The organism is Natronorubrum halalkaliphilum (assembly GCF_009834785.1).
In the GTDB taxonomy this organism is placed as follows: domain Archaea; phylum Halobacteriota; class Halobacteria; order Halobacteriales; family Natrialbaceae; genus Natronorubrum; species Natronorubrum halalkaliphilum.
Genome location: NZ_WUYX01000042.1, coordinates 36059 through 49207, shown reverse-complemented (window position 1 = coordinate 49207; position 13149 = coordinate 36059). Strand labels below are relative to the sequence as shown.

Annotated in this window: 10 protein-coding genes; 3 read left to right on the top strand and 7 right to left on the bottom strand. The window is 62.5% G+C overall.

Annotation, left to right across the window (positions count from 1 at the left end; translation table 11 throughout):
* Positions 1-6 precede the first annotated feature (6 nt).
* From GS429_RS13995 to GS429_RS13985, 3 genes are all read right to left on the bottom strand, one after another.
* Entirely contained in the window at positions 7-1593 is a 1587-nt protein-coding gene (locus GS429_RS13995; RefSeq protein WP_160065983.1) for a fatty acid--CoA ligase, read from the bottom strand.
* Positions 1594-1671: 78 nt separating this feature from the next.
* Positions 1672-2322, bottom strand: coding sequence for a fibrillarin-like rRNA/tRNA 2'-O-methyltransferase (locus GS429_RS13990; protein ID WP_160065982.1), 651 nt, complete (start codon positions 2320-2322; stop codon positions 1672-1674).
* Positions 2309-3196 carry an NOP5/NOP56 family protein gene (locus GS429_RS13985; RefSeq protein WP_160065981.1) on the bottom strand — a complete coding sequence of 296 codons (888 nt, stop codon included), beginning with the start codon at positions 3194-3196 and terminating at the stop codon, positions 2309-2311. Before GS429_RS13985 ends, GS429_RS13990 begins: the two co-directional genes overlap by 14 nt.
* 334 nt (positions 3197-3530) lie before the next feature.
* Here GS429_RS13985 and GS429_RS13980 point away from each other — a divergent pair, with 334 nt between their 5' ends.
* A complete protein-coding gene (locus GS429_RS13980) occupies positions 3531-4529 on the top strand; it encodes an IS110 family RNA-guided transposase (RefSeq protein WP_160065980.1) in 999 nt (332 codons plus the stop codon).
* Between the two features lie 574 nt (positions 4530-5103).
* Here the strand turns inward: GS429_RS13980 and GS429_RS13975 are convergent.
* A complete protein-coding gene (locus GS429_RS13975; protein WP_235920812.1) occupies positions 5104-5733 on the bottom strand; it encodes a DUF2238 domain-containing protein in 630 nt (209 codons plus the stop codon).
* Positions 5730-6395 (bottom strand): hypothetical protein, encoded by a 666-nt coding sequence (locus tag GS429_RS13970; protein WP_160065979.1) that lies wholly within the window; start codon positions 6393-6395, stop codon positions 5730-5732. Before GS429_RS13970 ends, GS429_RS13975 begins: the two co-directional genes overlap by 4 nt.
* Before the next feature lie 201 nt (positions 6396-6596).
* On the opposite strand from GS429_RS13970, the gene trkA reads away from it, so the two are divergent.
* The gene (trkA, locus tag GS429_RS13965; RefSeq protein WP_160065978.1) at positions 6597-7931 is read left to right on the top strand and encodes a Trk system potassium transporter TrkA; all 1335 of its coding nucleotides are present in this window, start codon (positions 6597-6599) and stop codon (positions 7929-7931) included.
* A gap of 304 nt (positions 7932-8235) precedes the next feature.
* On the top strand, positions 8236-8790 hold the full coding sequence (locus GS429_RS13955) for a universal stress protein (RefSeq protein WP_328821398.1): 555 nt from the start codon (positions 8236-8238) through the stop codon (positions 8788-8790).
* 193 nt (positions 8791-8983) lie between these two features.
* Here the strand turns inward: GS429_RS13955 and GS429_RS13950 are convergent, their stop codons facing one another.
* Both GS429_RS13950 and GS429_RS13945 read right to left on the bottom strand, forming a co-directional pair.
* Positions 8984-11347 (bottom strand): amino acid permease, encoded by a 2364-nt coding sequence (locus GS429_RS13950; RefSeq protein WP_160065976.1) that lies wholly within the window; start codon positions 11345-11347, stop codon positions 8984-8986.
* 622 nt (positions 11348-11969) lie between these two features.
* Positions 11970-13094, bottom strand: a complete 1125-nt coding sequence (locus tag GS429_RS13945) for a DUF63 family protein (protein ID WP_160065975.1) — start codon at positions 13092-13094, stop codon at positions 11970-11972.
* Between the last annotated feature and the right edge of the window lie 55 nt (positions 13095-13149).

Sequence of the window (13149 nt, the reverse complement as noted above, 5' to 3'; positions counted from 1 at the left end):
CGCCGATCAAGACGCGACGGTTTCGGCCTCCGAATCGACGTCTCCCTCGTCGTCCCGGAGCTTGAACTTCTGGATCTTGCCGCTGGGGTTCTTCGGGAGTTCGTCGACGAAGTAGTACGCTCGAGGGCGCTTGAAGTCGGCGAGCCGGTCGCTTTCGACGACGAACGAGTCCAGTTCGTCCGCGGAGACCGTCTCGTCGGCGACGACGTAGGCGACGACCAGTTCGCCCCACTCCTCGTCGGGTTCGCCGACGACGGCCGCTTCTTCGACGGCCTCGTGGGAGAACAGGGCGTCTTCGACCTCCGCGGGATAGATGTTCTCGCCGCCGGAGACGATCATGTCGTCTTTCCGGTCGACGACGTAGAGGTAGCCGTCGTCGTCGCGATAGCCGAGGTCGCCGGTGTAGTACCACGTGGTCCCGTCGGCCTCACGCAAGGACCGTTCGGTCGCCTCGGGACGGTTCCAGTACTCGCGCATCGTACACGGACCGGCGATCAGGATTTCGCCGATCTCGCCGCCTTCGACCGTCCGGTCGGGATCCGCGTCGGGTTCGACGACGCGTATTTCGTGGTTGAGCGCCGGCAACCCGGCCGATCCCTGCTTCGAAACCTGATCTTCCGGCGGCTGGAAGACCCCTGCGGGACCGATCTCCGTCATGCCGTAGGCCTGCACGTAGTCCTCGCAGAGGTGTTCTCTACAGTTGTCGAGTACCTGTTCGGGCATCGGCGCCGCCCCGTACAGCCCGAGTCGGAGCGAGGAAACGTCGACGTCCGACTCGGCCGCCGAAAGCGACAGCGCGTTCCAGGCGGTCGGCGCGGCGAACAGCACGCTAACGTCGTACTCGTCGATCGCCTCGAGCGCGGCTTCCGGTTCGAACTCGTGGTGAATAACGGTCGCCGCACCCCGGTGGACTCGCGGGAACAGATTGCAGTGGAGTTCGGCGCAGTGATAGAGCGGCATCATCGACAGTCCGACGTCGTCGCGGGTGACGTTCATCTCCGCGATACACAGGAGGTTGTGTTCGACCATGCTCCGGTGTTCGTGGACCACCCCCTTCGGCCGACCCGTCGTCCCGGAGGTGTAGATGAACGCGTACGCGTCGTCCTCCGTGACTGCGACGTCGGGTCGTTCGGCGGGACTCGACTCGAGCAGGTTGTAGAACCCGCTCGCGTACGCCGGAACGTCGTCGTCGATATAGACGTACTCCTCGACAGTTTCGAGCGAGGAGCGAGCGCCCTCGACCGCCGCCTGCGTTTCGGCCTCGAAGAGCAGTAGATCCGCCTCGGCGTCGTTGACGATATACTCGATCTCACCCGCCGGCAGGCGAAAGTTCAGTGGGGTGAAGACGGCCCCGATCTTGGCGCAGGCGTAGACGGTCAGCGCCATCTCCGACCCGTTGTGCAGGACCGTCGCCACCCTGTCTCCCTTCTCGATTCCGGCGTCGAGCAACGCCGTCGCCAGCCGATTGACCCGCTCGTCGAACTCCGCGTAGCTCCACCGCTGGTCCTTCCGCGGGTAGATGATCGCGTCCCGATTGGGGTGTCGATCGACCGTCTGCTCGAGCGTGTCGGCTATCGTGGGGTGCGCTGACATGCCGTGATCCGATACGACAGATCGCCATATAATTGTTATCGAGCGACGGGAAGATTGCCGCTGTCGGTTTCGGGGCCGCTAGCGAGGTCGGGCGACGACGCCGAGATGGTCCGCGTGATAGGCCTCGAGTTTCCGCGTCTCGAGCACCTCGTACCCCGACTCGAGTTCCGACTGTACGTCCTCGAAGACGGCCGCGGGATCGCGCGTGACGTCCTCGCTTCGGGCCTTGACCGCCAACAGGAGTCGCCCGTCGTCGGCGAGGAACCGCGAGTTTTCGAGAGCGACGCGGGCCTGACCGCGCGTCGCGACGTCCTGGACGATTACGTCGACGCCCGATTCGACGACGTGTGCGTACGTTTCGGGTTTCCGGGCGTCCTTAAGCAGCGGGAAGAGCCGCGGTCGCGATTCGGCGGCCTCGAGCAGGTCCCGGGCCGGCCGCGCGGCGAACTCGACGGCGTACGTCGGCCCGGCGAAATCGGCGACGTGGCTCGCCGTCGTGCCGCTTGCCGCTCCGAGGTAGAGGACCGTTTCGCCGCCCTCGAGCCCGGTCGCCATCTCGAGTTCGAGCATCGCTCCGAGCTTCGAGCGGTGGGGATTCCACGCCCGCCACGGGCCGTCGGTCGGCTCGCCGTAGACGGGGTCGCCGCGGGTGGCGAGACGCTCGGTGCCGTCGAACGCGTGCCGTTCGACGCCGGCGGGCAGCGAAGGCGATCCGTCACTCACCGTCATCACCGCCGTCGCGTCCGGCGCTGTCGTCCTCCGTCCGAGCCTGAATCGTCTCGATCCGATCCGCGAGTTCGGCGTCGAGTTCGGGCTTTCGCTCGCCCGAATAGTGGTCGACGCGGGCGGCGATGGCGAGTTTGCCGGCGAGCGCACGCGCCGCCGACCCCCGCTCGTCGGGGTGGGTTCCCCGGATCGCGTCGTGGGTGAAGATGATCCCGTGCTTGGGCGATGGCGCGTGGCCGCGCAGGTGGGCAAACAGCGCGTCTTCGGCGCCCAACACCTGCACCGTGCCGCTGGGTTTCTTGGCGAGGGCCTCGAGGCCGCCAGCCAACGAAATCAGTCTGGCCGCGAGGATCGGCCCAGCGAGCGCCGACAGATTCGGCGCGACGGTCGGCGTTTGTCGTTCGACCAGTTCGCGCAGATCGTCGGCCTCGTCCGCGAGTCCCGCAACGCGCTCGGCGAGCGAGACCATAGCCCGTTCGTCTGGCTCGGGATCGGCCGGTCGAGTCGCGAGTTCTCGAGCGTAGTCGACGCCGGTTCCGGCGTCCGGGTCGACGGTGCCGGCCCACTCGGCGAGGCGTTCCGCGAGTTCGTTCGCCGTTCGAGTACAGTCGTCCATCGCCCGCACCGCGTGGACGAGTTGGCGGTCGTCGGCCGCTTCCCGTTCGGCGACTTCTCGGCGCGTCGCCTCCGTCGTCATCTCGGAGAGGCGGTCGTAGTAGGCCCCCATAGAATCGGCGTAGCCGCTTTCGACTGCCAGTTCGGGCCAGTCCCGTGGCGTCTCGGCGCTGCCGCCAGTAATCGCGTCGCTCGCGGCGTCGACGTCCCCCGGTTCGATATCGGCGAACCACCCTCCCGTGACGGAGGCGTTTTCATCCATAGCTGTCTCTAAGACCCTCTACTCGTTTATGCGTTCTCGATGGCGCGTGTCGGTAGAAAACGTGCCCGAGAGGCTCTGTTAAACCCTCAGAACGTGATAGGAATAGCGTGCTGACTCGATGGAAATTCTGCTATCCCATGAGAGCGTGAAACAAGTATGGGACGCAAGAGACCGAGCTGTATTCCGTGTCCGAGAACACGTGGTGCTGACTGGTCCGAGTGCGTAGGAAGCCGAGTCCTGGGCATCACAGCCCGACTGCCGCTCCTGGCGGCAGTCGGGAAAGCCCGTATAGGTGAATCTCTGTTTCACGCACCGGCGTTCCAAGGTGAGGCCAATGTTCATTGGAATCGACGTACACAAGCGGTACTCACAAGTCGCAGTATTGGACGAAAATGGTGAGATCGTCGAAGAGGTTCGCGTCGAAAACGCGAACCTCGACGACTTCGCCCAGCAGTACGCTGGGTCCAAAGCCGCACTTGAAGCCACCACTAACTACTATCACATCCATGATACTCTTTCAGAGTATCTGGATGTGACCGTTGCCAACCCAGGCGAATTAAAACTGATCTCTGACTCAGACAAGAAAACTGACCGCGTTGACGCGAAACAACTCGCTCGGATGGTTCGGTTGGGATCGGTTCCTGAAAGTTACGTTCCAACCGACGAGATTCGGCAAGCCCGCGCACTTGTGCGCGGGCGCCAGAAGCTGGTCGAGAACCGGACCGAGTACGCGAACAAGATCCATGGCTTGTTGAGTGATCACGGGATCACTCAGAAAGTAAAACCACTGAGTGTGAAGGGACGAGAGTTCCTGGTGGAACTCTCGCTCCCGGCACCGTGGGATGCGTTGTTGGAATCGTATCTGGAACTCATTCAAGTGCTCACCGAGCAGATGGAGTCGTTGGAAGCTGAGATTGAGGAACGGGCTGGGTCTCTGAAGGAGACCCAGCTCCTGATGACAATTCCAGGCGTGAGTTACTTTACGGCATTGACGATTTACGCGGAGTTGGGAGAGATCGACCGGTTTGACCGGGCCAAAGAGGTCGTCAGTTACGTTGGACTGAACCCGATAATCCGCGAGTCTGGTGACTCGCGGTTTGAGGGAAGCATCTCGAAGCGAGGATCAGGACGAGTCCGATGGTTGCTCGTTCAAGCGTCGTACTCAGCGGTTCATACGTGCGAAGACGAGTATCTCAGCCGGTTCTACAACCGGTTAGCTCGGAAGAAGAACTCGAAAACAGCGATCGTAGCAACCGCCCGGAAGCTGCTGGTTTCAATGTATCACATGCTGGACCGTGAGGAAGTGTACGATCCACCAGGGGTGAGTGCCTGAGCGCCGCCCCGGCGGCGCTCATTGGCATGTTGGTGGCAGCGTGAGTAACTACTCTCGCTAACAAGAAGTCTTCCGCCTGATAGCTGTTTCAGTAGTCATCGGTTCGCCGGCTGTCGATTCTACGCTCGAAAACTACAGCAAGTCCTCGTCGCCCGAAAAATTATCTTGGCAAGCGTGGTTTGGTCAGTCAGCAGAATTTCCATAGGTGAATACAGACTGAGGGCCTTGTTTGGACGCTTCAGAACGGGCGGATCAGGAGCCAGTTCAACTGAACAGAATCCCGTAGTGAGTTCCCCACGGTGTGGTTTCGTACTTCGAGAACGAAGCGCTAGAGCCAGTCTCCGCTGCGTCTAAATAAGGCTCATCCTCTATATTCAGCAGACGGTCTTTGACAGCTATCGGAGGGATTGATCGTCTCTCCGTTACCTGCTTGTTCTGTACTGACCGCTCGACTTTCCGTGTTGATCGGTACTCACACAGTACCACATTTGCGCCCTGTATTTAGGGGCTCGTTGAAACCTATCGAACGTCGAGGCTTTCAACAAGGCCGTTCGAGACGATCGAACAGAACGGCCTAGTCGGCGGACAACAGACTCTCTCTGACGGTTTCGGCGACGCCCGAGAGGTGGACCTGTCCGAACGTGGCGACGACGATCGCACCCAGCATGTTGAACATCATGTCGCGGACGGTATCGTCGAGACCGTGCTGGGACAGCGGCATGGTGATCCCCGTCGATTGAGCGGCGACGTCTAACCCGAACTCGAACAGTTCCCAGATGACGCCGAAGGCCATCACGACGATCAGAATGGCGACGAACGCGAATCGGCTCGGAATCCGGATCTGATCGCTGTGGAGGTCGACGGCCCGGACGAACGTGTAGCCGATCCCGGCGACGAGCGACGCCGACGTGGCGTGTGTCAGGTGGTCCCACCAGCCGATAGCGCCGTACAGTCCGGCGGACCCCATCGTGTGTAAGAAGACCGCGAGGGTGATCCAGAGCCCGAGCCACGGATCGAGCGGCAGATCGTAGTTTTTCTCGAGTACTGCCGGAGCGAACGTGATCGCCAGCGCGATAGCGCCGTTCATGACCGCCTTGGGCTGTGCGAAGACCACGCCGTAGCCGATGATCGCGACCAGCAACACTTGCATCCCGCGAGTGAGTCGGCGCTGGGTTCGCAGCGAGGGGCGCGGGAGGAGCGTCATCGACGCACCACCTGCCAGAGCCGATGGCGAAGACGACGACCGCGACGTCTGAAGTACGCATCGAAGAGGACCCCGGCGGCGAGTCCGGCGAGGGTAACCCACAGGAACTCGATCATCAGCGCCTCGTTCGCCGCGTCCTGTGACACGCCCGGTTCGATCAGGAACGAGGTTCCTAACTGCCTGTCCATATTCCACCGAACGATCGCCCACGCGGCGGCCGAGGCCATCGTCGTCAGGACGACGGACGTGACGGCGGCCGCATGGTTCAGCCGAAGGTTGCTGACGGTGAACATGTGGAACTCGACGGTAAGAAGCAGCGCCAATCCGGCGACCGACAGATAGTAGCCGAACGTTCCGAGTTCGCCGCCGAACAGCGCTCGGACGAGAATCGGGAGCAAGGCCACCACGAGCAGTTCCCACGGAAGCATCATCCGCCAGTCCCAGTAGGCGACGGGCGGAGCGAGGACGATTGCCGCCGTCGCCGCGACGAAGACGATCCACAGTGTATCGGCATCGAGAACGCTCTCGAGGAACACCAGACAGAGAATTCCGACGAGCACCCACGAGATGAGCGCGTTGGTCCGGCCGCTTCGGAACAGCCGCTCGAGCACGTCTTCGGGCTCGTCGAAAGTGGGTCTCCGCTCGGTGCCGTCGTTTTGCATGCCGTGATGGATTTGGCTCACGTCTTATAAATCCCGCAGACACTGTTCCCATCGTGCGATCGGGTGTGCACTGACTTCCAGTGGCTACGATAGCAGGCGAAACGAGAATCGAACGAACGGCCGATGCAAAGCGTCGTAACGCCTTTCGATCTCCCGCTCGAATCGACGGTACGAAATGGCTCTCGGGAGGCGCAACCACTAATGTACGTACTGATCGTCGGCGCGGGGCAAGTCGGGAAGATGATCGCCTCGAACCTCGAGAATTCACACGACGTCGCGGTCGTCGAACGCGATTCGGAGGTCGCCGAAGAGATCACCTACTCGTTCGACGTCCTCTCGGTCGAGGGCGACGGGACGGAACTCGAGACGCTCCGGGAGGCGGGACTCGAGCGAGCGGATCTGGTCGTCGCGTGTACCGACAGCGACGAGACGAACATCGTCGTCTGCGGAACCGCCAAAACCGCGAGCGATGCGTTTACGATCGCACGCGTCCGCCAGCGCACGCTGTTGAACACGTGGGAGGGGTCCCAGGGCGCGTTCGGCGTCGACTTCATGGTCTGTACCGACCTGCTGGTTGCACAGACGATCTTCCGGATTTCGGGATTTCCGCAGGCCCAAGACGTCGAAATATTTGCCGGCGGACTCGTCAGGATGGCCGAGTTCGATATCGGAGCCGACAGCCCGCTCGTCGGACGGCGCGTCATGGACGCCGACCAGTACGATTCGATGACGTTCGCCGGCGTCTTCCGGGGCGACGAGATGATCGTCGCCCAGGGTGAGACGGTCTTTCAGGCCGGCGATCGGATCGTCGTCATCGGCAGCCCCACCTCTGTCAAGGAGTTCGCCATGGCGACCGTTTGCGATACGACCTCGAGTACGGACGACGTAGTCATCGTCGGCGGGAGCGAGATCGGCTTCCAGACAGCTCGAGAGTTCGAAGCACACGGATTCGAGCCGCGGCTGGTCGAACGGGATCACGACCGCGCACGCGAGATCGCCGAAGCGCTTCCGCACACGTTCGTGATGGAGTACGACGCGACCGATACGGAGTTTCTCGTACGGGAACACATCGACGAGGCCGATATCGTCGTCGCCGCCCTCGACAGCGACGAGAAGAACCTGCTTGTGTCCCTGCTCGCGCGTCGAGTGGGCGTCGACCGAACGGTCGCGATCATCGAGAGCACGGAGTACGCCGACCTCTTCGAGACCGTCGGCATCGACGTCGCGATCAACCCTCGCGAGGAGACCGCCGAGGAGATCATCCGATTCACCCGAACCAACCAGACCGAGAAGATCGCGATGCTCGAACACGACCGGGCCGAGGTCATCGAGGTCGAACTCGGGGCGGAAAGCGCCCTGACGGGACGACAGATCGCGGATTCGATGGCCGATCTTCCCGACTGCGTCGTCATCGGCGCGATCTCTCGACAGGGCGAACTCGTCACCCCACGGGGGACGACGGTTCCCCGGCCCGGCGATCACGTCGTCCTTTTCGTTGACGCGACCGTGCTGGACGAGGTTTCGGCGGTGCTCTGAGCATCGTCCCTGTCGACCGTTCATACGGACCCGTTCGTCCGACACCCGTCTGATCGGTGCGGAACTCGTTTCTGGGGACCGCAGTCAGCCGTCGCCGGCGCTCCCGTGTCTGTCCGGTTAGGCCGAGAAATCGATACGGCAACCCGCAGTTGTTGGGCTATCGGTAGAGGTTGAGTGACCGGAAGGTCACACCGAGCAACACCGCGACCGGGATGATCTCCAGGCGACCGATCCACATGTTGAAGATCAGCATGACCTTCGCCACCTCGGGCATCTCCGGACCGGCGAACGCCGCCGTCGGGACGTGCTCTTCGGATCGACGATCGCTCCGCTCCTCGAGCGAGCCCCGTGTGACGTGACGCTGGTCAAGAACCCGTCCGAATCGCCGGGGAACATCGTAACGCTCGCGGGTACCGGTCCCCACGCCGCAACGTCCGCGCGACGAGCGGGCGAGTTCCGGCGAGCGTTCGCGGACAGTACGGTGACGCTTTTGAACGTCCAATCGTCACCGGCGGAAGGCGGCGACGAGGACACGGACGAGCAGACCCCGATCGATCCGAAAGCGATCGGGCGAGACACGATCGCTGCCGTCGCCGAGGACGCGGAACTGGCAGACGACGAGTACGACGCTCGCGTCATCGTTGCCGACGACGTTCGCGAAACGCTCGTCGATGCCGTCAGCGAGTACGATACCGTCATCGTCGGTGCAACGGGGACCAGCACCGTCGCGCAGGCGCTGTACGGCTCGATCCCACAGCGTATCGTTCAGCAGAGCGACGGGACGGTCGTGATGGCTCGCAGCGAACAATGCGCGCCGCGGACGTTCCGGCAGGCGTTGATCCAACGGCTGGAGCGCTAACGCGGCGGCACTGACGTCGGAATACAGCCCATTCTCGAGCAGCCTGTTTTCGGCTATCGACGATCGGCGGTCGACAGTTGCCGATCGATGTCTCGAAGAACACTCACCGAACCCGGCATCGGTACATCGTGTAACTTGAACCAACCAAGAGACTGTTCAAGACCGCCCGATAGACCCGTCCTATGGATACCGGTCAGTCATCGTCGGGGCCGCTTCCGAACAGTCGCTCCCGGAGCGATCGTTTCGTCGGCCGTTCGGCCAGCAGCACCGAACACTCGACTTCGTTGACGACGCTGTAGGCAAGCGAGCCACGGAGCAGCCGCGAGAGCAGCCCGCGTTCGGTCGCTCCGAGGATGAGCAGGGAGTGGTCGCTGGCTACTGCCGCGATCGTCGCCTCGACATCGTCCGAAACGTCGACCCTGATGTTCGCATCCTCGAGGGCGTGGTCCGCGGCCCACTCCGTCATGAACGCTTCGCCCTCGGCCTCTTCACCCTCGTCGACGATGTGCAAGAGCGTGATATCGGAGCCGAGTTGGTCGCGCATGTACCGGGCCACCTCGGCGCTGAGATCGGAGTCGGGACCGCCGGCGGTCGGAACCAGTACGCGGTCGGTCTCGAGGCCGCGGTCGTTGAAGACGAGGAAGTCACACGGCAGGTCGTGCGTGAGCTCGTCGAGCGGTCGTTCCGCCCGCCCAGCGGTCCACGGACGGCCGGGGCCCCAGCCCATGACGACGGTGTCGGCCTGTTCGCGTTGGGCCACGTTGAACACCTCTTCGAACGAGCGGTGGGAGACGACCGTCCGGATGTCGACGGGGACGTCGAGCGTCTCCGTACTCTCTCGGACCTGGCTCATCAGCCGCTGGGATTCGTCGTCGATCCGCCGCATGTGTTCCGACCCCTCCTCGAGCGGTGTCTGGTCCGGAACTTCGACGATGTGGACGGCCTGCACGACGCCGTCGTTCGCTTTCGCGACGACACTCGCCAGCGAGAGCAGGCGGGATTCCGTCCGCGGGTTCGAGACCGGCACGACGACGGTGTATTCCTCCTCTTTGGACGGTTTCGCGACGTTCGCAGCCGATACGGCGGCGTCGGGCATCTCTTCGGATCGCGAGAGGATGTAGTCGCTCAGAATGCCCTCGCGGTCGGTCTTGGTTCGCGCGTAGGTGAAGTACCAGACGATCGCGAAGACGACGAAAACCACGCTGATCGCGGTCGCGAGCGGATCCATGAAGTAGATCAGCGCGAGCGAGAGAACGAAGCCGGCGATCGGCGTGGCCGGATAGAACGGCACCTCGAAGTCGGGATCGTACTCCGGCGGGTTCGTCTCGCGAAAGACGATCAGCGAGGCGTTGATCAGCGCGTAGACGACCAGATGAAGCACGCTCGCGGCACTCGAGAGGATCTCAACGGTTTCCCCGAGACCAATGATAAAGACGATGATCATGCCGCCAGTGACGGCGATCGATCGGTACGGCGTTGCAAACCGCGGGTGGATCTCGTTGAGTTTCGGGGTGACGATCTTGTCCCGGCCCATCGCGAAGTTGATTCGGGCAGAGGCGAGAATCGAGGCGTTCGCACTCGAGGCGGTCGCGAGAAGCGCCGCGAGCGTGATCGACGTCACGCCGATGCCGAGAATCGGAATCTCGAAGCCGACGACCGCGAACTGGTAGTCGAACACGACCTCGGCGGCGTAGGACATCGGCGCGTTCTCGACCGTCTCGAGGAAGAACTCCTCGTGTGGGATCAGCCCCATCAGGAGGCCGACGAGGATCGTGTAGATGACCATCACGATACCGACGCTGCCGATAATCGCGATGGGGAGGTTTCGGCCGGGGTTCTTGAGTTCCTCTCCGATCGTCGCGATCTTTGCGTAGCCCAGGTAGGAGACGAACACGAGCGCCGCACCTGGCAGGATCGCCGCCGTCCCCTCGGGGGTGTAGCTGCCGTCGACGGTGACGGTTCCCCAGTCGAACGAGAAGAAGCCGACGATGGCGAAGATCGTGAGGATGCCGAGCAGGATTGTGACGATGGCGGTCTGGATACCACCCGTTTCCTTTGCGCCCATGTAGTTGACGCCGACGAACACGGTTCCGGCGAGCACCGCGCCGATCTGAATCTCGGTGAGGACGAGCGGACCGAGCGCGATGGTCGGGAGGAGCGCGAATTCGCCGAGTCCCGGAATCGGAACGACGACGCCGTCGAGCAAGTCGGCGAGATACCCGCCGAAGCCGATGGCGTAGAACGCGCTCGCAAAGGCGAGCCCGATCCAGTCACCCATTCCCGAAATCGAGCCGAACAACGGTCCGAGTGCACGATTAATGTAGTAGTATGCGCCGCCGGCTTTCGGCATCGCCGTCCCGAGTTCGCTTACCGAAAACGCGTTTATCATGGCGATCATGCCGCCGATGATAAACGAGAGGACGACAGCCGGGCCCGCTTCCTGCGCAGCGACGCCCGGGAGCACGAAAATTCCCGCGCCGATCATCGTCCCGATACCGATCGCGAGGGCCGAGATCAGGCCGAGGTCCTTGGCGAGTTCTTCGTCGCTTCCGGTCATCGGTCTCCCCTCGTTGCTCGTCTCACAGAATCAATCTGCTGTGCGGTTACTGTTGACTTCCGTCGATGGTGTCGAACGAACATGTCGGTTACCCCTCACCGATGCTGTATCCGGATGCAACCAGGACACGATATCGAGCGGAGAGTTGTAGCTGTCCGAGTCTCTTTTCACACATAGTGGGCCAATATGGGACCTTCCGCTTAACTGGTTCGTTCGACGCTCATCAGTTTTTCACGAACGATAGTCCGTGTTTCCCGGAAATTCACGGTTTCCCGCGATCGCAACGACACCATCGTGTCGTCTGGCGTTCCAGTCGCCATCGCTACTGGATCGCATCGATCGTGGCCGCCTCGCCAAGTGGCTCGAGAACCCGTCGTCCTCTCGCAACCACGGACGGCCAGAGGGCTTTCGTCTGACCTTACGGTATTCGGCCTGCTCTGCCAATGGCGTACACCAACCCGATGTCGGGTGAAGAATTCCTCGCGGTGGTCAACTTTTGAGGAAGAGCGAGTCGTCGCTTTCTCTTTGTTTTTACCATCGTCGTTGTCGTTGTCGTTAACTTTTGCTTTCAGTCTCGCCGTGTACGCCGACAAAATCGGCCGCCGACGGCAAATCGTCCGTCTCAGATGCCGAAGGTCGCCCGGAGCATGTCGCGGGTACCGGGGCCGAGTCCGACGGCGACGACGGTGATCAACATCAAGATTGCAAAGCGTGGATTCTCGTCGAAGATTTCCTCGTTGAAAATCCAGACGACGAAGACGGCCGCGGCGAGTTTCACGAGCAGGAACGGCCAGGCCTGCCCGGTCACCTCGACGATGTTCGCGGGGAGCATGGAGCCCGTAACGTTGACGATCGCCTCGTTGACGGGGTGTTTCGGCGAGAGGTTCTGTGCGTGGCCGAAGGCGGTCGCCCAGTCGAGGCCGATAACGTTCGCGACGCCGTCGACCGCGTGGGCCCAGATGACCACGAGCCCCATGTACCGGGTCCCCGCGTTGATATCGGGCGCGAACCGCTCGATCGCGACCCAGGTGAGTCCCGTCGCGATGGTGGCCCCGACCAGCGTCGTAATCAGCAGCCACGGATAGAACGTCGCGTACTCCTGGGTCGCCGCGTACCCGAGATACGCGAGCGTGAGCGCGAGGTATCCCGTCCCAATCGCAGCCAGGGGATACTCGTATCCTGAAACGTGGTCGTTCCGATCGAGCCAGACCGACACGAAGACCGCGATCACCGCGAGGGCAGCGACGGTGAAGTAGATCAGCGGACTGATCAAGAACCCGGACCACGGCAACTCGATCGCGAGTTCACCGGTGTCGCGGTAGGCGGCGACGTTCGCGTCCTCGACGGTCCGAAGGGCGCCGCCGAAGAGCATGAACGGGAACAGCGCGTAAAAGCCCGCGCGGTAGCGTTCGATCTCGAGACGCCGAATCAGGAACAGGATCCCGATGACGAACAGGATCAGCGTCGGGATGTAGCCGGCATAAGAGACGAACGTGTAGCCGGGTGCGGCGGTCGGCCCGGCGTCGGCGGCCGCGTTGTTGCAGTGGACCTGTTCGCCACCCGCCCACGCGATACAGCCCCACCCGTGTGCGTCGGCGACGACCGGCCCCCAGTAGTACTGCCAGATGAGGTCGACGTACACGCGCTGGGGAAACAGCAGGGCGGCGAGTGTCACGCCAGCGGCGAGGAGGACAACGGTCGCGGCCCAGACTCTCTCGGCCCCGTACCGTTCGATATACTCGTCCATAACCGATATCCGGAACGGCGGCCGCTTACCGTTTCCGATTTTCTGCAGTCCGTGA